The sequence below is a fragment of the Bacteroides faecalis genome (assembly GCF_003865075.1).
In the GTDB taxonomy this organism is placed as follows: domain Bacteria; phylum Bacteroidota; class Bacteroidia; order Bacteroidales; family Bacteroidaceae; genus Bacteroides; species Bacteroides faecalis.
The window spans coordinates 241,847-267,151 of sequence record NZ_BHWB01000005.1; the positions used below are offsets into that span (position 1 = coordinate 241,847).

A 25,305-nucleotide genomic window follows, 5' to 3' on the forward strand; every position below is an offset into this window, starting at 1 on the left:
ACGAAATGAAGAAACAGTATCGAATTAATTATATTCTCTCTCTTATTCTAGTGTTTGGTATCGGCACCATGCTTCCCACGCTGATTGGCAGTAGTATGGTCAGTGAACAACATTCCGCCAAGTCGGAAGTTCCTTATTGTGTCACTCCTCCGACTGTTCCCGATGAAGTCTCTTTTGATGGTGAGACTATTGATCTACGCCGTTATGACCGTCGGGAGCGGATGGATCGTGAAATGATGTCATTTACTTACATGCACTCAACAACAATGTTATTGGTTAAGCGAGCCAACCGGTATTTTCCAATTATCGAACCTTTGCTAAAAGAAAACGGTATCCCCGACGACTTCAAATACCTGATGGTTATTGAAAGTAATCTGAATGAGATCGCCCGTTCTCCGGCTGGTGCAGCCGGATTATGGCAGTTTATGCCTGCCACTGCAAGAGAATTTGGTTTAGAAGTAAACGATAATGTAGACGAACGTTATCATATAGAAAAAGCAACAGCAGCTGCATGTAAATACTTCAAACAAGCATACGCCAAGTACGGAGACTGGATGGCTGTATCCGCTTCTTACAACGCAGGACAGGGACGTATATCTTCCCAGCTCGACCAACAACTTGCAAGCCATGCCATGGATCTTTGGTTAGTAGAAGAAACTTCCCGTTATATGTTCCGCCTGCTTGCTATTAAGGAAGTTCTTAGTAATCCGCAACGTTACGGTTTTCTGTTAAAAAAGGAACATCTGTATCCCCCTATCCCTTATAAAGAAATAGAAGTTACCACGCAAATTGATAATCTGGACGACTATGCCAAACAACAAGGGATCACTTATGCCCAACTGAGAGATGCGAATCCCTGGTTACGGGAACATTCTTTAAAAAACAAAAGTGGAAAAAAATACGTTCTTAAAATACCTACACAAGAAGGTATGAATTATGACCCGAAAAAAACTGAAGCCTATAACAAGAATTGGGTAATTGATTAAAAACGTAATAATGAAACTGAAAGAAAGAATCCATCATTTTTTGCATGATCAGAAACTGAAACATAAATTATATGTTATCATTTTCGAATCGGACACCCCTGCCGGAAAGCTGTTTGATGTGATTCTTATCTGGTTCATCCTGCTTAGTGTATTATTAGTGATCATCGAAAGTTTGAAAGGACTTCCTACTTATTTGGCAACTCCGTTTGTCATCATGGAATATATCTTCACCGCTTTCTTCACTTTCGAATACATAACAAGAATTTACTGTTCGCCTCAACCTAGAAAATATATTTTCAGTTTCTTCGGTATTGTCGATTTATTGGCAACTCTCCCACTTTATATGGGTCTGCTTTTCCCGGGAGCACGCTACTTATTAATTATCCGCGCATTCCGTCTGATACGAATATTTCGCATTTTCAAACTTTTTAAATTTCTAAATGAAGGAGAACTTTTACTTGCCTCTCTTCGGGAAAGTAGTAAGAAGATTGCAGTATTCTTTCTTTTCGTCGTTATCTTAGTAATATCAATCGGAACTCTGATGTACATGATAGAAGGTACACAACCTAATTCGGAATTCAATAACATACCGAATAGTATTTATTGGGCGATCGTCACTATGACCACCGTTGGTTATGGGGATATTACTCCGGTCACCGGATTTGGAAAGTTTCTCTCGGCTATAGTTATGTTAATCGGTTATACGATTATTGCCGTACCTACCGGAATCGTATCCGTTACCATGATGAAAGAATATAAACGAAGAATGGAAAAAGAATGTCCCAGCTGCCATCGTTCGGGACATGAAGATAATGCAAAATTCTGCAAATATTGCGGGCACAATCTGGAAGAATAAGTGTACCTTAGGAAAGTTTCGGACGTTTACAGAAATGTTCGAATATTAAGATAAAGAGACATCCCACTGCATAACAACCAATATCTTTCCAATCAAACGTTGAACCCAGAATAATTCTTGCCGGCCGATTAGTGATTCCTAATGTCTCTACCAACTGGAAATATTGTAAGATCTCCACAAAACATGCAAATAGGAAAACATAGAAAGGCATTCGGGGAATTCCCGTCGGCAGGAAGATCCGTACAAAACTATAAACCAGCAGCACGACTAACACATCCCCCAGATAGGGACGTACAAAACTATCGTGTACATATAAAGCAATCAATACTTCAACACAAAATAGTACAATAAAACTAATAATGTAAAATATCCTTTTCTTCATAATCTCTTCAACTTTCTGGGAAATAAATAGCTTTTGGTTTGCGAATATACGATAAAATACAGTTGTCATGTTCAATTATTCCTAAATAAATGAGCTCAAAAGGGAAAAGAATTGTATCTTTAGTGATCTAATCATCCTATAAAAGTAGAAAGGAGATTATGCCTATGATGTTGAACTTCGATTTTGTATTGAGATTATTGGTGGCAGGAATATTAGGTGCCATCATCGGATTAGACCGGGAATATCGTGCCAAAGAAGCCGGTTACCGGACTCATTTTCTAGTTTCATTGGGTAGTGCCCTGATTATGATCGTTTCACAATACGGATTTCAGGAAATTATCAAAGAGAGTAGTGTTACGCTTGATCCTAGTCGTGTAGCAGCACAAGTGGTCAGTGGTATCGGCTTTATCGGTGCGGGGACCATCATCTTCCAAAAACAAATTGTCCGCGGACTGACTACCGCCGCCGGTATATGGGCAACAGCCGGTATCGGCTTAGCTGTCGGTGCAGGAATGTATACTATCGGTATCGCAGCAATGATATTGACACTGATCGGACTGGAACTTCTGAGTTATATATTCAAAAGTGTCGGTATGAAAAGTTCAATGATTACTTTCTCTACCGACAATAAGAACACATTGAAAAGAATAGCAGACAAATTTAACTCTAAAGATTATCTAATCGTTTCCTATGAAATGGAAACTCAACATTCCGGTGAATCGGAATGTTATCAGGTCACAATGGTGATCAAATCAAAGCGTAATAATGACGAAGGTCATCTTCTCTCACTCATACAGGAGTTTCCGGATGTAACGGTACAGCGAATTGAGTAGACACTGGAACGAGATTTCTACTTTTGGGAAGAAGGAGAAGAAAAATTCTGTTTCTCCGTCAGATATTTCCAATAGCGGACAGGCATATCCTGTTTATGTTTTCGTGGATTAAGCCGTTCTTTAATACATATAGCTTTAAAATATGTCTTCCAGAGTTGCTGAAAGAGTTTTTCATCCTTATCCATCAAGCTTTCATCCAGCATACCGGTAATAAGATGTGCTTCACGACTATCATCATTGAAAGATACTTCGGTAACTTCTTGCAGATCATAATAAAAGCCATAACGTCGTTTCATATCATAAATAATCCATTTCTGATCTGCAAAACGATCTTTGAAGTGCTGGATTGTAAGTGGTAACGCATTAAACTGTGGTTCAAATGCTGCAAAAAACGTCCCGTCAGCAGCTTTCTGGAAACGAACAAATTGTAATAAATGCACTCGTTCGCCATCTACCTTTTTCCAGATATGGGCAAGTTGAAGTACATCAGGGTCCGCAAAATTAGTTTCTATAGAGCGGGGGGTATCAATAGCTTTACGGATATAGCGAAAAAGCAACATTCCCACTTCCGGAAGTTCCGACAACCAGCTTTGTGTCAGACATCCTAAAGCTGAAGAAGATACTTTTTTCTGCAAACCTTTCCATACGCGGGTAGCTTTCTTTTCATCTGTAATGACCATATGCAGATCATTATAAAATAAAGGCAATGGATCACCTTCCGACAATAATACATCGGGAAAGGTCTTACGGAAATAGGCATCGAAGACAGCAGTCAGCAGACCGTCGAAGGTTTTATCGTAGACAAAAACGATCATGGAGTATCTAGTATTGGAGTAATACCAAAATCTAATGTTAATTGACGTTCGTCAATCTTCTTTTTAGGTTTCGGGATTAAAAGACTACGTACCCGTTGCGGAGTCAATTCATGCACCGTCTGCATAGGTAACTCTTTACAAGTGATGAAATATTGTGCTTTTTTCATCACTACACCTATCTTCTTTAATTCGTAATAGCCTAAACGGGAGAAGCGACGGGAAGCAACAATCAATTTAGCCGATTTCACTCCAATACCAGGTACACGAAGAATCAATTCATAATCAGCCTTATTGATATCTACCGGGAAACGCTCCGGATGGCGCAAAGCCCACGATAATTTCGGATCAATCTCCAAATCAAGATCCGGATAAGCGTCATCTACTATTTCATCCACTTTAAACTGATAAAAACGCATCAGCCAGTCTGCCTGATACAAACGGTTTTCACGTACCAAAGGTGGTTGTTTGAGAGCAGGAAGACGCTTATCGTAGGTATTCACAGAGACATATCCGGAATAATAAACACGTTTCATGGTAGGTCCTTGATAGAGTGCCGATGAAAGGAAAAGAATATCTTTATCCGACTCAGAAGTGGCCCCCACAATTACCTGAGTACTCTGTCCGGCCGGTGCAAAACGCGGTGCATGACGAAACCTTTGACGTTCTTCTTTGCTTTCAAGTACTCCTTGTTGTATATACTTCATCGGAGCGAAAACACTTTTATGATCTTTCTCCGGAGCTAGGAGTTTCAGGTTTTCCTCTTTGGGGATTTCTACATTGACACTCAGACGATCGGCATACAATCCGGCTTCATTGACCAGTTCGCGACTGGCACCCGGAATACTTTTAAGATGAATGTATCCATTAAAACGATAGACTAGACGGAGATCTTTGGCTACTCGTACGAGGCGCTCCATTGTATAATCCGGATTACGGACGACTCCGGAACTAAGAAATAATCCTTCGATATAGTTGCGGCGATAAAATTCGATTGTAAGTTCTACCAACTCCGAGACTGCAAAAGTTGCCCGCGGAAGATCGTTACTCCGGCGATTGATGCAATAGGCACAATCATAGATGCAATAATTGGTAAGCATGATCTTGAGTAAGGAGATACATCGTCCGTCTTCAGCAAAACTATGACAAATACCCCAGCCGCCCACTGTGTTACCTAAAGTGCCCGGTTTATTAGCGCGCACCGTACCACTGGAAGCACAAGATACATCATACTTGGCAGATTCTGCTAGTATCTTTAATTTGGCAAGGACATTTTCGTTCACGACTTACTATAGAATTAGACTCGCAAATATAAAGGAAAAAGGGCACGTCGCCAAAACGACATGCCCTTTTCTTTTTCTGATATCTGAGTAGACTCCTAATCTTATTTTTTAGAAGCTTCCAAAGATGCTTTACGGAATTCTTTCATTGCTTTTTCAATTTCCAAAGAAGCCTTACGAGCACGAGTTCCTGCTGCTTTGTTACCATTTTCAATCTGAGCGTTTGCATCTTTTGAGAAGTCAGCATAAAGAGCTGCTACCTTTTCTACCAATTCTTTCATAATCCTTTTATTTTTTCGTTAATAATGTGTCGCAAAAATACACTGTTTCCTGAAATAAACGCATAAAAACAATATTTTTTTTGAATTAATCTGCGAAAAATACCTAAAAAAAGGGCTTTTCAGCATTTTTACCTACCTTTGTAGCCATGAAACCGCTTACAGATACCGACTATATACATACTTTGATTGCTGAAGGAGAGCATCAACAGCAGGACTTTAAATTCGAAATATCAGATGCCCGTAAGATAGCAAAAACACTATCGGCTTTTGCAAATACGGATGGTGGCAGATTATTGATCGGTGTAAAGGATAATGGACGGATTGCCGGTGTACGCTCGGAAGAAGAAAAATATATGATCGAAGCAGCTGCCCAACTTTATTGTTTGCCGGAAGTGGATTATAAAATGCAAACGTATATTGTGGAAGGTCGCCAGGTATTGGTAGTCACTATTGAAGAAAGTCTGCATAAACCGGTTTATGCCAAAGATGAAAACGGTAAACCCCTCGCCTATCTTCGCATTAAAGATGAAAATATTTTAGCAACACCTGTTCACTTGCGTGTTTGGCAACAAAGTGAAAGTCCACGTGGCGAACTGATTCGCTATACCGAACGTGAACAACTCCTACTCGACCAGTTGGAACAAGGCACTTTACTCTCTCTCAACCGATATTGTCGGCAAACCGGCATTTCCCGCCGTTCTGCCGAACATCTGCTGGCTAAATTTGTTCGTTATGACATCGTAGAACCTGTGTTCGAAAACCACAAATTCTACTTCCGTATAAAAAAATAAAAAAACACATCGCTATTCCAGATTGGATACTTAATACTTAATTATGGGCTTTATCAACGAAATCAATGACTTACTCTGGACTTACATCCTAATAATCATGCTACTTGGTTGTGCTATCTGGTTCAGTGTACGCACTCGATTCGTACAATTCCGTATGCTGCGCGAAATGATTATATTACTGAGTGAATCTGCCGGAAAAGGTAAACAGGGTGAGAAACATGTATCTTCTTTTCAGGCATTCGCCATATCCATCGCCAGTCGTGTAGGAACAGGTAATCTGGCAGGAGTAGCTACGGCAATTGCCATCGGAGGTCCCGGATCCATATTCTGGATGTGGGTTATCGCCCTACTCGGTGCATCGAGTGCTTTTATCGAATCCACTTTAGCACAGTTATACAAGATACGTGGAAAAGACTCCTTCATCGGCGGACCAGCCTACTATATGAAAAAAGGATTGAAACAACCCTGGATGGGCATGCTCTTCGCCGTACTTATCAGCATCACTTTCGGTTTTGCTTTCAACTCCGTACAAAGCAATACCATTTGCGCTGCAGCAGAGCACGCTTTCGGATTTGATCATATTATATTAGGTAGCATTCTGACTGTGCTGACATTGGTTATTATCTTCGGAGGTATTCATCGCATCGCGCGTGTCAGTAGCATTATTGTGCCAATTATGGCATTAGGATATATAGGACTGGCTTTCATTATTGTTTTGCTCAATATTACCCATTTACCAGGAGTTATCTCACTCATCATCGGTGATGCTTTCGGTTGGGAACAGGCTTTGGGCGGAGGAGTCGGTATCGCATTGATGCAAGGTATCAAACGTGGACTATTCAGTAATGAAGCCGGAATGGGTTCTGCACCGAATGCAGCGGCTACTGCGCACGTCTCGCATCCGGTTAAACAAGGATTAATACAGACATTGGCTGTGTTTACGGATACCTTATTAATCTGTACCTGTACGGCATTCATTATCTTGTTTAGTGATGCTCCGCTGGATGGTTCTGCCAATGGTGTGCAACTAACCCAACAAGCATTAACAAATGAAATAGGTGCGTCGGGGAGTATCTTTGTTGCCATAGCACTTTTCTTTTTTGCATTTAGCAGTATATTGGGGAATTATTATTACGGAGAAGCCAATATTCGTTTTATCACCCAAAGAAAATGGGTACTTTATGTTTACCGGATATTAGTCAGCGGCATGGTACTTTTCGGAGCACTTGCCACGCTAGACATGGTTTGGAGTCTGGCCGATATTACCATGGCACTAATGGCAATCTGTAACCTGATCGCTATCCTTTTCCTCGGGAAATATGCAATTCGTCTGCTCGCTGACTATCGTGCCCAGAAGAAAGCCGGTATTTCAAGCCCAGTTTTCAAAAAAGAAAGAATGCCGGACATCGAAAAGGACATCGAATGTTGGTGAAACCCAACTGTTTTTCTTACCTTTGCATCCAAATTAGTGAACGGCAAACTAATATCGTTTGATCCTGTGCACTTTATTCTCTAATTTGTAACCTGTAATTTGTAAACATAACAATGGGCTTATTTGGTTTATTCAAGAAAAAATCCGATGAAACAAAAGTCGGCAACGTAGAAGATTTTATATCACTGACCCGGGTCTATTTCCAATCAGTAATTGCTACGAACCTAGGTATCACAAACATTCGTTTTTTACCTGATGTAGCTAACTTCAAACGTCTTTTTAAAGTGCCGACGCAAAACGGAAAACTGGGACTTGCCGAAAAAACTGCTTCACGCAAAATGTTGATGCAGGATTACGGTCTGAGCGAAGGCTTTTTTAAAGAGATTGATGCATCTGTTAAACGGAACTGCCGCACTCAGAACGATATCCAGTCTTACTTATTTATGTATCAAGGATTCTCTAACGACCTGATGATGTTGATGGGTAACCTGATGCAATGGAAATTCCGTATGCCTTCTATTTTTAAGAAAGCTCTTTATGGAATGACCCAAAAAACAGTACACGATGTATGTACTAAATTAGTATGGAAAGCTGACGACGTGCACAAGACTGCCACTGCTGTCCGCCAATACAAAGAACGTCTGGGATATTCGGAAGATTGGATGACGGAATATGTGTACAATATCGTAATGCTCGCTAAAAAAGAGCCTAAACGGAAAGATGACGACACAGAGACGAAAAAATAAATCGTTCGAAATGTTAGAAAGAAAAAAATAATCGTAAAGAATAATATGGTAGGAAAAGCGAAGTTAGATAAACTCCGCTTTTTTTGTTATCTTTATAGAGTATTTTACTTCCGCAAGATCCCCAAAAGCTTCAGAAGGACATTATTTACCTGTTTGTTGAATATTAATAGTCCACTTCTCAACTATTAATAACCTACATTCCAGCTATTAATACTCTACATTTCAGTTATTAATAGTCTGCAAACAGGCTGTAAACGATATAGGAACGGGTTTATCGACACACTTGCGAAAGCTAGACAAATCGATAATGACAAATAGAAGTATCTACTACATCAATTTTAGACTTATTAATTAACCAATAAAAGAAGAATCGCTTATGAAACAAAAGAAAATGCTTACACTTACTCTTTCACAGTTAAAACAGATCTATAGCCAGGACATACCGGAGTTGATGGAAATAGCAACAAGAAACTCAACTATTGAGGATTTCAAATCTAACTTATCACTATATCTGGATACCTGCAAAATAGATGGAGAAATAGCGGAAGAGGCAAGAGAGCAAATTCGACTCTTACTACATTATGATGGGCTAAATGTCCATGAACTGTCTATGGGACAGGATATGCCAGTACAGACAATTCGGTTGCTTTATCAGTTTCTGACAGGGATGTTGGAGAATGTAGAAATGCCGACGGATTTGTTTATAGAAATCTTTCAGCTGTTCAAGAGGCTGAAAGGGGAAGAGGTTTCCATACCATCACCCCAACGTATCAAAAACCGCAGCGATCGCTGGGCTACAGGACTGGATGAAGAAGTACAGGAGATACGTGCTGAAAATAAAGAGCGGATGTTACATTTGCTAATCCAAAAAATAGAGAACCGGAAATCAAAACCTTCGGTACGGTTTCATTTTGAAGAAGGAATGAGTTACGAGGAGAAATACCAATTGGTAAGTGAGTGGTGGAATGATTTCCGTTTTCATCTGGCAATGGCAATAAAAAGTCCGATTGAGTTAAATCGCTTTTTAGGGAATTCACTTTCCTCCGAAACGATGTATTTGCTTTATAAAGCCCGGAAGAAAGAAATGCCATTCTTTGCAACACCCTATTACCTTTCATTGCTTAATGTGAGTGGAGAAGGCTACAATGATGAAGCAATCCGAAGTTACATCATTTATTCACCGAGGTTGGTGGAGACTTATGGAAATATCCACGCCTGGGAAAAGGAAGATATTATAGAAGCCGGGAAGCCGAATGCCGCCGGATGGATAATCCCCGGACATAACATTCACCGACGCTATCCGGAAGTAGCAATTTTAATTCCGGATACCATGGGGCGTGCTTGCGGAGGACTTTGTGCTTCTTGCCAACGTATGTACGACTTTCAAAGTGAACGGTTGAATTTTGAATTTGAAAGTTTAAAACCGAAGGAAAGTTGGGAACATAAATTGCGCCGATTGATGACTTATTTTGAAGAAGACACCCAGTTGAGAGATATTCTTATCACCGGAGGTGATGCGCTAATGAGTCAAAACAAGACACTACGAAATATTTTGGAGGCTGTCTACCGCATGGCGGTACGCAAACAGAAAGCAAACCTCGAACGTCCGGACGGAGAGAAATATGCAGAGTTACAACGAGTACGGTTAGGCTCCCGCCTACTGGCCTATTTGCCGATGCGTATTAATGATGAATTGATTGATATCTTACGGGAATTTAAAGAAAAGGCTTCGGCTATCGGAGTCAAACAATTTATCATTCAGACTCACTTCCAGACTCCTTTGGAGGTTACTCCTGAAGCAAAAGAGGCTATCCGAAAAATTATTTCCGGTGGATGGACTATTACCAATCAGTTGGTGTATACGGTTGCCGCTTCCCGTCGGGGACATACGACACGACTTCGCCAAGTACTCAACTCATTAGGTGTAGTATGTTATTATACTTTCTCTGTGAAGGGATTTAATGAGAACTATGCGGTATTTACACCCAATAGCCGTTCGATGCAGGAACAGATGGAAGAGAAAATATACGGACGAATGACTCCAGAACAGGCAGAAGAGTTATACAAACTGCTGGAAATTAAAACTGAAACAAATGAAGATATCAAGAATGGTAATGAGAAGTCTCAAGCAACCATAAAAAAAGAGCCCAAAGAAGGTACCGCTACTTTGATCAGGCGCTTTATGAAAAAACATCATCTACCTTTTCTGGCCACTGACCGCAGTGTCTTAAATTTACCGGCCATCGGTAAAAGCATGACATTCCAGTTGGTAGGACTGACTGAGGATGGAAAACGTATTCTTCGCTTTGAGCATGACGGAACACGTCGTCATAGCCCGATTATCGGAAAGATGGGTGAAATCTATATTGTAGAGAATAAATCATTGGCTGCCTATCTACGTCAATTAGGGAAAATGGGAGAAGATCCGGAAGAGTATGCTTCTATCTGGAACTATACAAAAGGGGAAACCGAACCTCGTTTCAGTTTATACGAGTATCCCGACTTCTCCTTCCATATGACAGAAAGAATGAGTAACCTGATGATTTAATTCTTCTTACTTTCTTCTTTCACCCGTATTACTATATTGGTAATAATTGCAGTCAAACCTCCGGTAGTAATTCCAGAAGAGAAAATACTTCGAATTGCTTCCGGAGCTTGTTTTAATACGTCCGGCATTAATTCTACCCCTAGTCCTAAAGACAAGCTCACTGCCAAAACCAATGTTTCCTTCCGTCCTATTTCCTGAGATGCGATAATACGGATACCGGCAGCAGCTACCGTACCAAACATCAGCAAGGTTGCACCTCCTAATACCGGATCGGGCATCAAAGAGAATACGGCTCCTACAATAGGAAATAGCCCTAAAAGAATAAGCATAACGGCAATATAATAGCCAACATAACGGCTGGCAACTCCGGTCAATTGAATAATGCCATTATTCTGTGCAAAGATGGAATTTGGAAATGAATTGAATACTCCTGCCAGAAAAGAATTGAATCCATCTGCCATTACACCACCGGAAACACGTTTCAAATAGGCATCTCCCTCAATAGGATAACCGGAAATCATAGAATTGGCGGTCACATCTCCAGTAGCTTCAATAGCAGTAATCAGATAGACCAAACCAATAGCAATAAAAGAAGAAATATTAAATTCAATGCCGTATTTAAAAGGTTGGGGAATATTAAAACCCATCAACATCTCCGCATTCAAGGAACTCATATTGACTTTTCCCAAAACAAAAGCAAGACCGTAACCGAGACAGAGTCCCAAGACGATAGAACTCATGCGGAGATATTTGTTTTTGCAACGATTGAAATACAGAACGCTCAATAGCACTAATGCAGCGATAGAAAGATTTTCCCACGCACCGAATGTACCGTTATCCATGGCAGCAAAACCTCCGCCACAAGATACAATCCCTACTTTTATCAAACTCAACCCGATTAATAATACGACAATGCCGGATACCAGTGGAGTAATGATATTGCGCAGATACTTGAATGTACGACTGACAATCATTTCAATAGGAGCTGCCGTCATACAGGAACCGAATATTAGAGGAAGCCCCCCTACCATCCCTGTAGCTATAATCGGACCGATAAAAGAAAAGCTGGTTCCTTGTATACAAAGTAAACCTGCTCCGAAGGGACCGATACGACGACATTGAATAAAGGTGGAAACACCTGAGGCAAAAAGCGACATGGATACCAAAAAGCCTGTCTTTTCGACATCCAGTTTGAGAGCACTAGCTATAATAAGAGGTGGAGTAATGATAGCCACAAAAATAGCCAGCAAATGTTGTAATGCAGCAAACAGGGCTTCTTTAAAAGGGGGGCGGTCTTCCACGCCATAGATTAAATCAGTTTTCATCCGATAGTTTATTCAATAATTCATGTTAGGTTCACACATTAAGATAGCAATTCAACGCTTACTTTAATGTCCATTTCAAAGCTAAAGTCGGAATGGTATAAAAACCGTCTCTTCCTCCAAAGTTGTTACTTAGTTCCAACTCAGAACCGACGCTCAAATTAAAATTCTTATTCACACCTTTAATGCGGTTCAGGTTTACCCAAAACTGAGGTTCCGAAAGGAAGATAGTCTTTCCGTAGTTTGTCTCCTCGCGCCACCAGTCGGCAAAACCGGAAAAGGTGAGTAGATCACGACAGAAATTCAGATACCAGGTACCTGTCAGCTGAAAGTTGTTGGGTGAATGATGTTTTTGAATATACTTATACATGGCTGTCAATGTGAAACCTCTAGAAAAGGTAACATTATTGTAGGTATAAGTAGCTCCTGCCAGATATGCATTTTTGTAAGAATAACCTTTTGCCAAACCACCATTATACTCAATATGTGCAGAGAATGGACCTTTCCAAAACTTCAATTCACGTGCAATTTCCCAATAGGCGGAAGCAACCCCGGAAGAGGTATAATCCATATCCACAAAGAAATAAGTGCTACCCCAGTTATCCGGTTGGAATTTCTCGACAGTAGAAGTGAATAAAGGACGCTCTTTCAAATCTTTGTCGTACAACGAACGCCCGAAGTCATAATGTAGCTGAATGTTTTGCGCTTTGAGTTCCGGCACCGCGAAAAAGAGCATACACAGAAAAAGAGCAAAAATGATCTGTTTCATAATAGATGTGTTTTAATGAAGGTACAAAAATAGTTAAACGGACACACATATACACATTACTATGACCAATTTTTATTTCAGGTTATTATTTCCTGTATCCCACCAAAGTCTCGTACCTCCATTATCATCGTCCCCCAAAGCTTTCACAAGAGCGAGATACTGTTCGAGATCTTCCGTTTGCAGCGTACCGGGAAAGCAAAGACGACGTATCATTATCTCCGTATCGATACTTCCGTTTTTGCTATGGTTGAAACGTACAGGGAACAAACGGGGATATCCTGTCCGCCGTTGCTCTGCCCATGCTTCACAACCTTCAGGAAACATAGCAATCCATTTTTGAGTGATGATTCTTTCTAGCTTTATCTCTTTATCGTCTTGGGGATTCCACTTCGGTGAAACTTTACAACGAGCTTCTATATTATTGGCACTTTCAAAAGTATCCACAAAATCAATAGCTGTCCGTTCACAATTCAAATAGTCCTCTACTTGATATATACCGCATTGGTGAAAAGAAGTTATTATTCCGTTTCGATAGCAGGTTTCTTCATCCTCATCTGTCCATCCACGCAAAGCAGCTTCGGCACGCAGAAACCAAATCTCCGCAGGCGTCATCAGAGGCGCATCCGTACTTTGATTACAAGATAATTTAGAGAGTCCGGCATAATGATTGTGTGCAAAACATGTTCCCTGACGAATTCCACGATATTCCCCCTTATACTTTTCATCCGTACAAGATTCAAAATAGACTTTTAGTCGCGGATCTTCAAAACCTTTCAGAATAGATTCCATAGCAGCACTCATATAAGTTTCATTCCAGACACGATTTAATTCACCCAACGGATTGGTATAACCGGATTTTGTTAAGACTGCTACTCCTTCTGTTTCAGCTTCAAAAACACCATATTCATTCTCCAATCCTTTGAGAAATTCCAGACGGGCTTTATCCGGATCAACCGCAGAAAGGCGCATGGACAAACGCATCCGTAAAGAGTTGGCGAACTTGACCCATGTGGAATATTTACCATCCAGCAAAATATCAAAACGAGCAAATCCGTTAGATTCGGGTTTCTCCTCTATTATATAACCAGTAAGAGCAACCACAGCAGAATCCAGCTCATTAAAAAACTCATAATAAACATCTTTCTGAGTATCAGGTTGATAATGACTTTGTGCGTCAGCAAAGTGTTTATAAATAACAGGACCATAATAATCTGTCATACGATGCATTACTTCTACCTTTAGTATTTTTGTTATGCCGAACAAAGCCGGTTGCTCATGACGAGTTGCATTTTCCGACTGAAATATCTGTGGAAAAATATAAGAATATATATTTGTCCACATGGCACTATTCCAACCGTCCTGCAGGTTATAATCAGAATTATGCGTACCTCCGTTCAAAGGTTTACTATCATGCATATACCCACAAAACATATCTGCATTCAGATTTTGTATCAGCTGGAAAGGCCAATTTTTCCCTTTCCCATAATCATAATTAAAATAAATGCCTTGCTGAATAATTCCCAATCGAATCCCATAACCATTGTCGTCAATAATCAAATCTTCATCGGTAATACCGGATAAGTCTGTATTGAACTCACGAAACTTTCCGGTACATGCGACAGACAGTAACAGGACACCCAACAAGCATATGTATGTGTACTTCTTCATCATCTCCCCTCCTACCTTTAAAACTCACATTTCACAGTAAAGCCCAGACTACGTGTAGTAGGCATACCAAAAACTTCAATGCCCTGATTGTCATTACCTGTAGATAACACCAGATCGGGATCGAACGGGGCTTTCTTATACAGGAAACAAAGATTACGTGCAACAAAAGAAAGTTGCAGATTTTTCAGAACATTCGTTCTCTGTATCCATTTTTTGGGAAAATTATAACTCAATGAGACTTCCCGCAAACGAAGGTTGGTTGCATCATACATATAATATTCCGTTACTCCGGCACGTCCTCCCACTACATTCTTATAGAAACCCTTTACATTGTCTATACGGTTTCCTTCCAACATTATATATCCTCTGTCGCGTGCCTGAGCCGTTACTTCCGAAACACCATAAAGATCCATTTCAGCCTGAGTTTGTGAAAGAACCTCACCCCCATAACGCCAGTCCAATAAAAAATAGAGACTAAAACCTTTATAAGAAAAGGTATGATTCCATCCCATCATAAAGACAGGATTAGCATTTCCTACTTTCACCGTATTGCCATCACCTTCCACTTGAGGGAGTCCTTTATAATCCCCTTCCGTTTCGTACAAAATATTCCCTTTGTTGTCACGGACAAACGCCTTACCATAAATATCACCAATAGAACCACCTTTCACAAGTTTCATCGCATAACTGGACGAGAAACTGGTAGGTCCATAGGCAAATTCCTTCAACTGTTCATGCAATTCAAGAATCTTATTTTTATTGGAAGAAAAATTCAGAGAAGTCTTCCAGGTATAATCGGATGTTAATATCGGAGTAGCATCTACCGCCATTTCCCATCCCCGATTCTGAATATCTCCGGCATTGACATAGCGATAGGCATATTTATCTCCGGCCAGAGCAGGAAGCTTGAAAAATTGATTATGAGTATTCGTACGATAATATGTAAAATTGAATCCTAAACGATGCTGTAAGAATTTCCATTCCGTACCAATCTCCGTTGATCGGGTCATTTCCGGTTCCATCTCTTCAAAAGGAGCAGCGTCATTGGCTTGCATTTCTCCCCCTGCAGTAATATGTGAGACAGAATTGGTAATAAATAGAGGAATATCATTTCCCACTTTACTGTATGTCCCACGTATCTTGGCAAAAGAAATCCATTCGGGCAACTTAATCCATTTGTCAATCAAAAAAGAAATTCCCACAGACGGATAAAAGAAACCGGTTTTCTCATGTCTGGTATAGGCAAGAGTAGACGACCAGTCATTACGGGCAGTCAGATCAAGATATACTCCCTCCCGATATCCCAATTGAGCCGTACCAAACACAGATTGCAGTTGCCGACGGGCATCTATTTTCTGATCAATACTGGATGATCCGTTCATGATGATATTTGCAAGATTAAAAACATTGGCATATTTTAAAGAAGCATTTTTAGAATCGTAACGGATAGAATTCACATTTTTATCATTGATACTTCCACCAATAGCCATATCTAATGTAAAATCATCCCATTTCTTTTTTCCCATCATCATGACATCACCATAGATCAATGTTTCCTGATAATCCATTTCAATATATCGTCCATTCGCTCCACACAATGCGGGAGCTGTAGAAGCGTAAAACTTCTGCCGTAACTTATCGGCTAGATAATCCACATTACCCCGAGCCTGAATAGTCATCCAATCATTCACTTTCAGAGTTGCCGCAATAGAAACGATACCTCGCATACGTGTATCCTTACTCTGAATACGGTTCACCACCCAATAAGGATTCTGTTCAAAATCCTCGGTAAAAGTATGCCAGTTTTGCGTATTCAGTCTTCTATCTCCATCGTATGCTTCAAAATGATCTTTATAATAAGATAGATCTTCTCCCCTCGGAAAACGATACAACCCTACCAACGGATTCATGTAAAAGCCTCCTGAAACAGGCTTATTTTTGACAATCTGTCTCATAACATTCACATTACCGTCTAGTTTCAAGTGTTTATTAAACATGACTGCTGTCTCCCGTAGATTGATATTATGTCTCACCAATTGATTCTTATCAATAATACCTCTTCCGGTCGTATTGGCATAAGAAAAATAGGTCTGAAGTTTTTCATTTCCATAATTAACAGACAAAGAAGAGATAGATGTCACCCCGGTACGAAAAAAATCATTCAGGTTATCGGAAGCTATTAGATTGGAGCGGGTTCCCCAACTATCCACGACATCGCTTACTCCATACCGATTTTGCATTTCAGGAAGAGTAAAAGCTTTTTCAAAAGTCAATCCGGTAGAAAAATTAATATTCCTTTGTCCCACCGAGTTACCTTTCTTCGTTGTGATAAGAATGACTCCATTGGCAGCCTGACTACCATATAAAGCAGCTGCAGGAGCTCCTTTTAAGATACTAATACTTTCCACATCCTCCGGATTCAGATTAGAGACACCATCACCTCCATCCCGGTTACCAGCGTTTGCCGTCCCACCAATAGCAGAATAAGCCTGCTCCGAACTTTCATTCAGCATTGGTACTCCGTCTATCACATAAAGAGGCTGGTTGTCACTGGATACCGAACGAATTCCGCGAATGCTTACTTTAGCGGATCCTCCCATACCGGAAGAATTCTTATTAATCTGTACTCCGGCTGCTTTCCCGGCTAAAGCAGTGATCATATTCACTTCTTTCACCCGATTCAATTCCTTTCCGTTTATATTCTGGACGGCATATGCCAAAGAAGATTCATTCTTTTCAAGTCCCAGAGCAGTCACAATTACTTTATCGAGTATCAATGTGTTTTCAGCAAGACATACTTCAAGTGTCTTTTTACCTGCCACACTTACCTCCGTCGGCTTATAACCCACAAATGAGATTTCCAAAATAGCACTGTCCGGAACAGATAAAATGAAGTTGCCTTTCACATCAGTTGCCGTCCCTTTTATCCCTCCCTTTTCACGGACATTTGCACCAATTAACGGCTCACCATTCATATCAATAACGCACCCTCTCACTAACGAATCAGTAGTGGTGGAAACTTCTATTATTTCTTTAAATCCCAATTGTTTTGAAGCATAACTTTTTTCACCTGAGAAAAAGAACAGAATGATAATAAAGCAACTTAGAATTATTCTTATTTTCAATAACATCTTATGAAGAGTTCAAACATTGACGGACAAAAATAACTAAATATTTTTAAAAGAACATTTTTTCGCATCGATTTTGAGAGAAAAGAACAATATCATTATTTTTGTAGAAAATTAAAAGAGAAATGGAAATAGAAATTGAAACACATCCATTAGAACCATTTCTTCCATCAAACGCAAAATTGCTGATGTTAGGGAGTTTTCCGCCACAGAAGAAACGTTGGTCTATGGATTTTTATTATCCGAACCTGAACAATGATATGTGGCGTATTGTTGGATTTTTGTTCTTCAACGACAAGGATTATTTTCTGAACGAGACACGAAAAGCGTTTTGTCGTGACCGGATCATTGATTTTCTGAATGAGAAAGGTATTGCGTTGTTTGATACCGCCTCATCCATTAGACGATTGCAGGATAATGCTTCAGATAAGTTTTTGGAAGTAGTACAACCTACGGATATAGCAACATTGATTCGTCAAATTCCCTTATGTAAAGCAATAGTTACTACGGGGCAAAAAGCGACTGATACGCTCCGGCAACAATTGGAAGTGGAAGAACCGAAAGTCGGTGATTTCTCCGAATTTATCTTTGAGGGACGTGCCATGAGACTGTACAGAATGCCTTCTTCGTCGCGCGCCTATCCGTTGGCACTGGATAAAAAAGCGTCTGCTTACCGGGTTATGTATCAAGACTTGGGAATGTTAATGTAATTAAGTAATAAATATCTAGTTTTAAAATATAAATCATCGAATATGAAACCTTTATTTTTGCAATATCCGGCGTGTAGTACATGCCAAAAGGCCAAGAAATGGCTTGTAGAAAATAATATTGAATTCACAAACCGGTTGATCGTTGAAGATAATCCTACTGTGGAAGAACTCAAAGAATGGATTCCGAAAAGTGGTTTACCTTTAAAGAAATTTTTCAATACGAGTGGAGTAGTATATAAAGAATTGAAGCTTAGCGAAAAACTTCCCAACATGAGCGAAGAAGAACAAATTGCATTACTTGCTTCCAATGGTAAATTAGTGAAACGCCCTCTGATAGTCACAAACAGCTCTGTACTAGTTGGTTTCAAACCCGAAGAGTGGGAAAAATTAAAATAGTTAAAAACTTATTTATCCGAACGCTTGCAGATTCAGAAGTTTCTACTACCTTTGCAGCCGCAAATACGGGAGTAGCTCAGTTGGTAGAGCACCGGTCTCCAAAACCGGGTGTCGGGAGTTCGAGCCTCTCCTCCCGTGCAAGATTAAATAACTGTAAATCAATAATTTACAGCTATTTTAATTTAAAAGTGGGACAAAATCGGGACACTTTTAAAAATGTGATTTTCAAATGCTTACGTTTTTCCGATTTGAAAGAAAGTAAAAATATACCGAAGAGCCAGCAAACAAGCCTCCCTCAAGGAGAATATATTCTACGTTTTACTCAAATGGAAAATACACGTGCTCTTTCCAGATTAAACTGATCCCCTTTTTCATTTTGTACTTCTTTATACTAAAAAAATAAAAAAGGCCTCCAGTTCATGAAAGCCTTTCATCCGAAAGTTGTGTTTTTAAAAGCGATGCTTCCTCAAACGGAGAGCACTTCTCTTTATTCGTTCACTCAAATCAAGTAAACTATCTGATAATAAATCAATTTCTTCGTTAGTAAAGACAGTAGCCTTATTATTAACATGATAACCATTCAAACGCTGACTGAACCAAGAACGTGACTTATTAAAATATTGTTCAGCAATGTAAAACCAAGTTATAGCTGGAACAATATCTTTCAGCGCTTGCTTGAAATCATGCTCATCAATTAACGCCTGTGACAGATCAATTGTTTCCTGAGCTTTAGAAGAAAGGATCTCAGCAAACTCACGTTTTTCCTCCTCGGTTTTCCCAGATAACGTATGAGCTATTTTACCCCGGAATTGTTTCCGTTGTTCATCCGTCTCTAACTGGAGAAATTCATTCAACAAATTATTTATTTCCCTATCTGTTCCCATACACTTTTATATAATTTGTTATTTAAAGTACCCCTTCACTACATGAGGGGGTTAATGTTAGTCTTTCAGTTGTTTGAGGAGTTCGATCAACTTATCCAGCTGAATATCGATCAACCTCTCTAACTCTCTTCGTGAGTATCCTTGCTTTAACAATTCCTCCGCACTTGGGGCATAGAATTGCAAGCATCGCTTTACATGTTCTATGTGAGCCTTTAGCTCATCCTGATTGTCAAACATCGCTTTAAAAACACAGTACAAATACAATAAACATTTGTTTATTAACAAAGCTTTTACAGATAAATCTGCCTTCAAGTTAATTATTTAACACTTATATAACCTGAAACTAAGAAATCAATCAGGAAGTGTTTAAGAGAATCAGTACATTTATAACAAACAAACTTCAACCATGGAGATTCTTTACCCCAATTACATATTAGAAAATATCGATATATTGATTTCTATTGTTTACATCCAGCGACTGGTCATTTCAGATGAAGTGCCATTGCATCATTAGCATAAAGCAAGGCATAAGCATAGGGAATGCGTCCATATCCTTTATCCCCAAAAGATTCTCCGAATGAATTTTTAAAAATGAGATATCCTCCACCGGGTGTTTTATCATCAGCTTGATAGCCAACAATCAGGATACTATGCCCATCAAATACATTTTCACGCTCTACTACCGCCAGTTCGCCATGCTCCCCAATAGCTTCACCTTGTTTAGGCCATTGAAAACCGATCGCAACCGGATGATTAGCGTCCAATTGTTTTTGCACTTCGTGCAACTGCTCTTTTGTAATACCATTTTTAGGATTCCACTGTTTAATCCATATCTGTTTACCAATTTTACGAGACATCGCATCTTTTTTTGCCGACTCAGAAGGTTCTACTTTCTCTGTGAAACGCGTAGCGTAAGGCATATAATCGTCTGCACAGATTCCATATTTTGCCATTCCGTCTATCGCATAATTAAAGAACGAACCATCGGCATTTATTCCCTCTATCTGATTGGCAGACCAGTTCAGATATTCTACCGACAACGGTGTGTTATCTTTCAAAACATGGGCGCGTTCAAATTCTATTAAACCAACAATGGTAAATATAGAACAAGTTCCCCTACTACCCTGATCTTTTACTGATATTCCATACTTTTCAAAAAGTGGACGCAAATCTTTTCCCTGTGCAAAACCTTTTGAAAAGGAGAAAAACAATGCAACAACAATTAAAGTTAAGATTTTCTTCATTTGTACAATTTTTATAGTCATCAGACAAAGATAAGATTTGAAAAACATGAAAACAAAAAAACGGAGTTTTTTTACTCCGCTTCCATCAATTACATCATACCATTCATATTAATCAAACAGCTTTATCCAAATGGCAGTCAGCTTCTTCACGTTCAAATCCACGTGAGTTACTTCATTGCTTTTCAGTTTGATATATATTTTCTGATCTCCAATAAGGAAAGGTATATCTTAATCTCTGAACACTGCATTGTAAAAGATAGCCTTATCTAAATTTGTTCGTTCCATGACTGTTACCCTCTCGTTCCATAGTTATGGAACTAAAAAGATAACAGCTGTGGAACGAATGAATGAGAGTACTACCTTTTTTAATTATCAGTATCCAGCCCCTTAGCAGCCTCTACCAAGCGAACAAACTCTCTCCTGTATCCTTTTTCATCATTGTCTAAGCCTTGTTTAGCCAAATCAATCACTTTATCATAAGTAGCATCCCCTTTGAAATCGGAATTCCTTAGTAACTGTCCGAACATGGCAACAGCCGAAGCAAATTTGAAATCGGAAGAAACGTTATTTCCTTTAGGATCAACAAAAGGAAGGTCCATCTTTTTGCTTTTATCTTTATCCGGAGATTTATAACGAAGTTTCACTGTTAGCAGTTCATTAGAGCCTGTCGGTTTCACAATTGTTTTCTCCTTCTCCTGATATTTCAAATCATCTACTTTTCCCACATAATCGTTCTTTACACCTACCGGAATTACTTCATATAAGGCAGTCACTGTATGTCCCGCTCCCATATCTCCTGCATCTTTCGCATCATTATTAAAATCTTCATCTTTCAATAAACGACTTTCATAACCTATCAATCTATAAGTCTGTACCAGCGCAGGATTGAACTCAACCTGAAGTTTTACATCTTTTGCAACAGTATGTAAAGTTCCTCCAAACTCACCTACCAAAACGCGATTGGCTTCTTGTAAATTATCTATATAAGCATGATTTCCGTTTCCTTTTTCGGCCAGTGTTTGGATTTTGCTGTCTTTGTAATTACCCATTCCATACCCTAAAACAGTTAGAAATACGCCACTCTTACGTTCTTTTTCTATCAATTGCTCCAAACCTTTTTCGGAAGAAACACCTACATTAAAGTCACCGTCCGAGCAAAGAATAATTCGATTGTTTCCATTAGAAATAAAATTCTTTTTTGCGATACTATAAGCCAATTGAATACCTTTGCCTCCCGCTGTAGAACCTCTGGCAACGAGTTCATCTATTGCTTCACGTATCTTCTGTTTATCACTCCCGGAAACGGATTCCATTTTTACATCCGCACTACCGGCATAGGTCACAATTGCGACTTTATCTTTATCACGCAAATTATTGACCAACATTTTAAGAGATGACTTCACCAAATCCAGTCGCTCCTTTCCCCACATAGAACCGGAGACATCAATCAAAAAGACCAAATTAGAAGCAGGCAAGTTATCTGTTGGAATCTCTTTCGCTTTCAATCCGATTCGTACCAAGCGATGAGTAGTATTCCAGGGACAGTCACCGGCCTCTATTGTTATCTTTACCGGATCATCTCCGGTTGGCTTCGGGTATTCATAAGTGAAGTAATTCACCAATTCTTCCGTACGAACAGCATCTGTAGGGGGAAGTTCGCCTCTATTAATAAAACGACGCATGTTACTATAAGAGGCTGCATCCACATCAATGGAGAAAGTAGACAGTGGTGCATCCGAAACTTCTTTGTAACCATTTTCATTGATCGGTTTATATTCTTCACTATTTATACCTATTACTCCTCCTACTCCCCCTGCCAATGCATTGGTTAAACCTGCATGTCTTAGTTCCTCTACTCTTACAGATGTTAAAGCGCCTGTAACAGTCAACTTCTTTTGTCTACCTGTTCCGCTCACAACAACTTGTTCTAATACATCCTTAGCAGATTCTTTCATCACCACATTTATTTCCTCAGACTTAACAATCACTTCCACTGTCTCATAACCTATATATGAGAAACATAAAATTCCACCTTTAGCTACTTGAATGGAGTAAGCTCCTTTGATATCTGTAATAGTCCCGTCTTTTGTTCCCTTAACGGTTATATTACAACCTATCAACGGATTATTCTTGTTATCTACAACTGTTCCTTTTACTTCTATAAGCTGTGCACTTACTTCTCCCAAAGAAATAACTGCCATTAGCAGTACGAACATGAACACTCTAAATTGATTTGTTTTCATAACTACAAGTATTTAATGCCATTATTAATTCACTTTTACTATAGAGATGCAGAATACACACAAATTCCATAAGCAGACTAGATTTTTTTTTATTTTTCTTCTGTCCGTTGTGATTTATCATTTCTATTTCTATCTTTGGCAACAAAAACAGAATTCTGATATTTAGAAGAGACATATCAAAGCTATCGGACGAAGAACTACTAACATGTTATACCAAGTCCGGGAATACAGAATATTTCGGTGAATTATATAACCGTTATATACCGTTGCTTTATGGTCTCTGCCTGAAATATCTACAAGATGAAGATGATGCACAAGATGCAGTCATGCAACTATTTGAGGATCTAATCCCCAAAATGAACAATTATGATATAAAAATATTCAAACCATGGCTCTATCGAGTAGCTAAAAACCACTGCTTGCAACTGTTACGAAAGGGAAACAAAGAAATTTCACTAGATTATACCATTAATATTATGGAATCTGATGAATTTCTGCATCTTTTAAGTGAAGGGGATAATTCAGAAGAGCAACTCAAAGCATTGCATATTTGCCTGGAAAAGTTGCCCGAAGAACAACGAACCAGCATTACCCGTTTCTTTCTGGAAGAAATGTCTTATGCTGACATTGCCGAACAAACCGGACTTACTCTGAATAATGTGAAAAGCTATATCCAAAACGGAAAGCGAAATTTAAAAATCTGTATTAAGAAACAAACCCTATGAAACTATTGGATTACATACGAGGATTACGCAAAGGGAAAGAAGCCCATCGACTGGAAAAAGAGTCGATGAGGGACCCTTTTCTAGCTGACGCCATGGATGGATACCAGCAAGTAGAGGGAAATCATGAAGAACGGATTAAGGAACTACAGAATCTTATTACAGCCCGTTCTACAAAGAAAAGATATTCGTATGCCATCACTTGGAGTATTGCCGCTTGTCTGATCATCGGAATTGGGATCAGTAGTTATTTCTTATTCCTGAAAAATAACATGCCGGAAGATACATTCATAGCAAAAGAAACGACTAATACTACGACAGTAACTCCTGAAATTCCAATTAATCCGAAAACTCCCAAGGAAGAAACTATTCATTCCCCATCTGCTGCAAAAAAGAAACTTCCTGCCAAGAATACTGTTACTATAAAAGAAGAGGTTGTAAAGCCCACAGAAATAGAAGATGAGGAACACTCTATTAGTACCATAGATACACTTATCTTACCTAGTAATGAGAAAGATACAAAAAGGCTCAAACTGAGTGCCAATGCCCCCAATATTATAGAAGGAATGGTGATCGATGAAAAAGGTCAGCCTCTTGTTGGTGCTAATATAACTTTTGGAACAAATGAAAGGGATAATAAAGATCAGTCTCTACTTTATGGTACCGTAAAAACGCATGAAGGAAAAATTGACGGTACTATCACAGACATTAACGGAAAGTTTACCATTCCCCAAGAGCACCTCTTTGGGAAATTGAAAGTAAGTTACATTGGGTATGATCCTGTCAGCATCACTATTAAGGACTCACTTCAGCCCATACTCATAGCAATGAAAGAAAGTAGTCAATCAAAATTTGACGAAGTTATAATAACCGGAACTAGTGCACAGAAGAAGATGACTGTTACAGGTGCTATCACATCCGTAAACGTAGATGATCTGAAACAAGCGCCTCCTACCAATGCTTTGGCAGGAAATATAGCAGGAGTAACCAAACAGATAATTCCGAAACCTGTAATCGGAATGAAAAAGTACAAAAAATACCTGAAAAAGAACCTGGTACCTCCTACGGATGAAACCTGTGGCGAAATGAAAGGATCGGTCATATTAACTTTCTCAGTCGATAAAAAAGGACGTCCCAACTACGTTAAAGTAAAGAAAGGACTTTGCGAATCCGCAGATAAAGAAGCAATACGCCTAATCCTGGATGGTCCGGATTGGACTTATGGAAACACTTCTGCGGAAATTACAGTAAAATTCAAATAACCGGGGATAC

The 25,305-nt window shown here is 39.4% G+C and carries 23 protein-coding genes and 1 tRNA gene; 12 read left to right on the top strand and 12 right to left on the bottom strand.

The window, feature by feature from the left end:
* Nucleotides 1–5: 5 nt before the first annotated feature.
* Both EJF25_RS11115 and EJF25_RS11120 read left to right on the top strand, forming a co-directional pair.
* The gene (locus tag EJF25_RS11115) at nucleotides 6–986 is read left to right on the top strand and encodes a lytic transglycosylase domain-containing protein (protein WP_125041190.1); all 981 of its coding nucleotides are present in this window, start codon (nucleotides 6–8) and stop codon (nucleotides 984–986) included.
* 10 nt (nucleotides 987–996) lie between these two features.
* On the top strand, nucleotides 997–1,842 hold the full coding sequence (locus EJF25_RS11120) for an ion transporter (RefSeq protein ID WP_125041191.1): 846 nt from the start codon (nucleotides 997–999) through the stop codon (nucleotides 1,840–1,842).
* Nucleotides 1,843–1,849: 7 nt separating this feature from the next.
* Here EJF25_RS11120 and EJF25_RS11125 read toward each other — a convergent pair whose 3' ends face one another.
* The gene (locus tag EJF25_RS11125) at nucleotides 1,850–2,224 is read right to left on the bottom strand and encodes a ribosomal maturation YjgA family protein (protein ID WP_125041192.1); all 375 of its coding nucleotides are present in this window, start codon (nucleotides 2,222–2,224) and stop codon (nucleotides 1,850–1,852) included.
* Nucleotides 2,225–2,388: 164 nt separating this feature from the next.
* Here EJF25_RS11125 and EJF25_RS11130 point away from each other — a divergent pair, with 164 nt between their 5' ends.
* The gene (locus EJF25_RS11130) at nucleotides 2,389–3,057 is read left to right on the top strand and encodes an MgtC/SapB family protein (protein WP_125041193.1); all 669 of its coding nucleotides are present in this window, start codon (nucleotides 2,389–2,391) and stop codon (nucleotides 3,055–3,057) included.
* A gap of 17 nt (nucleotides 3,058–3,074) precedes the next feature.
* On the opposite strand, the gene EJF25_RS11135 is transcribed toward EJF25_RS11130, so the two are convergent.
* The 3 genes from EJF25_RS11135 to EJF25_RS11145 form a co-directional block, all read right to left on the bottom strand.
* Nucleotides 3,075–3,872, bottom strand: coding sequence for a TIGR03915 family putative DNA repair protein (locus tag EJF25_RS11135; protein ID WP_125041194.1), 798 nt, complete (start codon nucleotides 3,870–3,872; stop codon nucleotides 3,075–3,077).
* Nucleotides 3,869–5,152, bottom strand: a complete 1,284-nt coding sequence (locus EJF25_RS11140) for a putative DNA modification/repair radical SAM protein (RefSeq protein WP_125041195.1) — start codon at nucleotides 5,150–5,152, stop codon at nucleotides 3,869–3,871. Before EJF25_RS11140 ends, EJF25_RS11135 begins: the two co-directional genes overlap by 4 nt.
* A gap of 101 nt (nucleotides 5,153–5,253) precedes the next feature.
* Nucleotides 5,254–5,430: a BF3379 family histone-like protein gene (locus tag EJF25_RS11145; RefSeq protein ID WP_004301965.1), complete on the bottom strand. Its 177-nt coding sequence runs from the start codon at nucleotides 5,428–5,430 to the stop codon at nucleotides 5,254–5,256.
* 146 nt (nucleotides 5,431–5,576) lie between these two features.
* Here EJF25_RS11145 and EJF25_RS11150 point away from each other — a divergent pair, with 146 nt between their 5' ends.
* The 4 genes from EJF25_RS11150 to EJF25_RS11165 all read left to right on the top strand — a co-directional run bounded on the left by EJF25_RS11150 (nucleotide 5,577) and on the right by EJF25_RS11165 (nucleotide 10,947).
* A complete protein-coding gene (locus tag EJF25_RS11150; RefSeq protein WP_125041196.1) occupies nucleotides 5,577–6,221 on the top strand; it encodes an AlbA family DNA-binding domain-containing protein in 645 nt (214 codons plus the stop codon).
* 43 nt (nucleotides 6,222–6,264) lie between these two features.
* Nucleotides 6,265–7,653, top strand: coding sequence for an alanine/glycine:cation symporter family protein (locus tag EJF25_RS11155; RefSeq protein WP_125041197.1), 1,389 nt, complete (start codon nucleotides 6,265–6,267; stop codon nucleotides 7,651–7,653).
* A 113-nt stretch (nucleotides 7,654–7,766) separates the two neighbouring features.
* Complete coding sequence (locus EJF25_RS11160; protein WP_077154910.1) at nucleotides 7,767–8,399, top strand: DUF8491 family protein; 633 nt, start codon at nucleotides 7,767–7,769, stop codon at nucleotides 8,397–8,399.
* A 376-nt stretch (nucleotides 8,400–8,775) separates the two neighbouring features.
* On the top strand, nucleotides 8,776–10,947 hold the full coding sequence (locus tag EJF25_RS11165; RefSeq protein ID WP_125041198.1) for a KamA family radical SAM protein: 2,172 nt from the start codon (nucleotides 8,776–8,778) through the stop codon (nucleotides 10,945–10,947).
* Here EJF25_RS11165 and EJF25_RS11170 read toward each other — a convergent pair.
* The 4 genes from EJF25_RS11170 to EJF25_RS11185 form a co-directional block, all read right to left on the bottom strand.
* On the bottom strand, nucleotides 10,944–12,272 hold the full coding sequence (locus EJF25_RS11170; protein WP_125041199.1) for a nucleobase:cation symporter-2 family protein: 1,329 nt from the start codon (nucleotides 12,270–12,272) through the stop codon (nucleotides 10,944–10,946). The genes EJF25_RS11165 and EJF25_RS11170 overlap by 4 nt on opposite strands.
* 58 nt (nucleotides 12,273–12,330) lie before the next feature.
* Nucleotides 12,331–13,038, bottom strand: coding sequence for a nucleoside-specific channel-forming Tsx family protein (locus tag EJF25_RS11175; protein ID WP_125041200.1), 708 nt, complete (start codon nucleotides 13,036–13,038; stop codon nucleotides 12,331–12,333).
* 72 nt (nucleotides 13,039–13,110) lie between these two features.
* Entirely contained in the window at nucleotides 13,111–14,709 is a 1,599-nt protein-coding gene (locus tag EJF25_RS11180) for a SusD/RagB family nutrient-binding outer membrane lipoprotein (RefSeq protein ID WP_125041201.1), read from the bottom strand.
* 14 nt (nucleotides 14,710–14,723) lie between these two features.
* Entirely contained in the window at nucleotides 14,724–17,837 is a 3,114-nt protein-coding gene (locus EJF25_RS11185) for a SusC/RagA family TonB-linked outer membrane protein (RefSeq protein WP_125041202.1), read from the bottom strand.
* 122 nt (nucleotides 17,838–17,959) lie between these two features.
* Here EJF25_RS11185 and EJF25_RS11190 point away from each other — a divergent pair, with 122 nt between their 5' ends.
* The 3 genes from EJF25_RS11190 to EJF25_RS11200 all read left to right on the top strand — a co-directional run bounded on the left by EJF25_RS11190 (nucleotide 17,960) and on the right by EJF25_RS11200 (nucleotide 19,078).
* On the top strand, nucleotides 17,960–18,544 hold the full coding sequence (locus EJF25_RS11190) for a uracil-DNA glycosylase family protein (RefSeq protein ID WP_125041203.1): 585 nt from the start codon (nucleotides 17,960–17,962) through the stop codon (nucleotides 18,542–18,544).
* Between the two features lie 42 nt (nucleotides 18,545–18,586).
* Nucleotides 18,587–18,940: an arsenate reductase family protein gene (locus EJF25_RS11195; RefSeq protein ID WP_125041204.1), complete on the top strand. Its 354-nt coding sequence runs from the start codon at nucleotides 18,587–18,589 to the stop codon at nucleotides 18,938–18,940.
* Nucleotides 18,941–19,005: 65 nt separating this feature from the next.
* Nucleotides 19,006–19,078: transfer RNA gene (locus EJF25_RS11200), tRNA-Trp, on the top strand.
* A 311-nt stretch (nucleotides 19,079–19,389) separates the two neighbouring features.
* Here EJF25_RS11200 and EJF25_RS11205 read toward each other — a convergent pair.
* The 4 genes from EJF25_RS11205 to EJF25_RS11220 all read right to left on the bottom strand — a co-directional run bounded on the left by EJF25_RS11205 (nucleotide 19,390) and on the right by EJF25_RS11220 (nucleotide 23,311).
* Nucleotides 19,390–19,824 carry a DUF5053 domain-containing protein gene (locus EJF25_RS11205; protein ID WP_125041205.1) on the bottom strand — a complete coding sequence of 145 codons (435 nt, stop codon included), beginning with the start codon at nucleotides 19,822–19,824 and terminating at the stop codon, nucleotides 19,390–19,392.
* Between the two features lie 57 nt (nucleotides 19,825–19,881).
* A complete protein-coding gene (locus EJF25_RS11210; RefSeq protein ID WP_235016780.1) occupies nucleotides 19,882–20,061 on the bottom strand; it encodes a hypothetical protein in 180 nt (59 codons plus the stop codon).
* Nucleotides 20,062–20,306: 245 nt separating this feature from the next.
* The gene (locus tag EJF25_RS11215; protein ID WP_160119406.1) at nucleotides 20,307–21,068 is read right to left on the bottom strand and encodes a C1 family peptidase; all 762 of its coding nucleotides are present in this window, start codon (nucleotides 21,066–21,068) and stop codon (nucleotides 20,307–20,309) included.
* A 365-nt stretch (nucleotides 21,069–21,433) separates the two neighbouring features.
* Nucleotides 21,434–23,311 (bottom strand): vWA domain-containing protein, encoded by a 1,878-nt coding sequence (locus EJF25_RS11220; protein ID WP_125041208.1) that lies wholly within the window; start codon nucleotides 23,309–23,311, stop codon nucleotides 21,434–21,436.
* 152 nt (nucleotides 23,312–23,463) lie between these two features.
* Here EJF25_RS11220 and EJF25_RS11225 point away from each other — a divergent pair, with 152 nt between their 5' ends.
* Both EJF25_RS11225 and EJF25_RS11230 read left to right on the top strand, forming a co-directional pair.
* Nucleotides 23,464–24,036, top strand: a complete 573-nt coding sequence (locus EJF25_RS11225; RefSeq protein WP_125041209.1) for an RNA polymerase sigma factor — start codon at nucleotides 23,464–23,466, stop codon at nucleotides 24,034–24,036.
* Complete coding sequence (locus tag EJF25_RS11230) at nucleotides 24,033–25,295, top strand: carboxypeptidase-like regulatory domain-containing protein (protein WP_125041210.1); 1,263 nt, start codon at nucleotides 24,033–24,035, stop codon at nucleotides 25,293–25,295. The genes EJF25_RS11225 and EJF25_RS11230 overlap by 4 nt, the downstream gene beginning before the upstream one ends.
* Nucleotides 25,296–25,305: the final 10 nt, after the last annotated feature.

Excerpts from the sequence above, each read along its gene's own strand:
- EJF25_RS11135 (WP_125041194.1), bottom strand. The coding sequence starts at position 3,872 with ATGATCGTTTTTGTCTACGATAAAACCTTCGACGGTCTGCTGACTGCT.
- EJF25_RS11115 (WP_125041190.1), top strand. The coding sequence starts at position 6 with ATGAAGAAACAGTATCGAATTAATTATATTCTCTCTCTTATTCTAGTG.
- EJF25_RS11170 (WP_125041199.1), bottom strand. The coding sequence starts at position 12,272 with ATGAAAACTGATTTAATCTATGGCGTGGAAGACCGCCCCCCTTTTAAA.
- EJF25_RS11145 (WP_004301965.1), bottom strand. The coding sequence starts at position 5,430 with ATGAAAGAATTGGTAGAAAAGGTAGCAGCTCTTTATGCTGACTTCTCA.
- EJF25_RS11125 (WP_125041192.1), bottom strand. The coding sequence starts at position 2,224 with ATGAAGAAAAGGATATTTTACATTATTAGTTTTATTGTACTATTTTGT.
- EJF25_RS11175 (WP_125041200.1), bottom strand. The coding sequence starts at position 13,038 with ATGAAACAGATCATTTTTGCTCTTTTTCTGTGTATGCTCTTTTTCGCG.
- EJF25_RS11205 (WP_125041205.1), bottom strand. The coding sequence starts at position 19,824 with ATGGGAACAGATAGGGAAATAAATAATTTGTTGAATGAATTTCTCCAG.
- EJF25_RS11165 (WP_125041198.1), top strand. The coding sequence starts at position 8,776 with ATGAAACAAAAGAAAATGCTTACACTTACTCTTTCACAGTTAAAACAG.
- EJF25_RS11190 (WP_125041203.1), top strand. The coding sequence starts at position 17,960 with ATGGAAATAGAAATTGAAACACATCCATTAGAACCATTTCTTCCATCA.
- EJF25_RS11160 (WP_077154910.1), top strand. The coding sequence starts at position 7,767 with ATGGGCTTATTTGGTTTATTCAAGAAAAAATCCGATGAAACAAAAGTC.
- EJF25_RS11120 (WP_125041191.1), top strand. The coding sequence starts at position 997 with ATGAAACTGAAAGAAAGAATCCATCATTTTTTGCATGATCAGAAACTG.
- EJF25_RS11155 (WP_125041197.1), top strand. The coding sequence starts at position 6,265 with ATGGGCTTTATCAACGAAATCAATGACTTACTCTGGACTTACATCCTA.
- EJF25_RS11215 (WP_160119406.1), bottom strand. The coding sequence starts at position 21,068 with ATGAAGAAAATCTTAACTTTAATTGTTGTTGCATTGTTTTTCTCCTTT.
- EJF25_RS11185 (WP_125041202.1), bottom strand. The coding sequence starts at position 17,837 with ATGTTATTGAAAATAAGAATAATTCTAAGTTGCTTTATTATCATTCTG.
- EJF25_RS11180 (WP_125041201.1), bottom strand. The coding sequence starts at position 14,709 with ATGATGAAGAAGTACACATACATATGCTTGTTGGGTGTCCTGTTACTG.
- EJF25_RS11210 (WP_235016780.1), bottom strand. The coding sequence starts at position 20,061 with ATGTTTGACAATCAGGATGAGCTAAAGGCTCACATAGAACATGTAAAG.
- EJF25_RS11130 (WP_125041193.1), top strand. The coding sequence starts at position 2,389 with ATGATGTTGAACTTCGATTTTGTATTGAGATTATTGGTGGCAGGAATA.
- EJF25_RS11195 (WP_125041204.1), top strand. The coding sequence starts at position 18,587 with ATGAAACCTTTATTTTTGCAATATCCGGCGTGTAGTACATGCCAAAAG.
- EJF25_RS11220 (WP_125041208.1), bottom strand. The coding sequence starts at position 23,311 with ATGAAAACAAATCAATTTAGAGTGTTCATGTTCGTACTGCTAATGGCA.
- EJF25_RS11150 (WP_125041196.1), top strand. The coding sequence starts at position 5,577 with ATGAAACCGCTTACAGATACCGACTATATACATACTTTGATTGCTGAA.
- EJF25_RS11230 (WP_125041210.1), top strand. The coding sequence starts at position 24,033 with ATGAAACTATTGGATTACATACGAGGATTACGCAAAGGGAAAGAAGCC.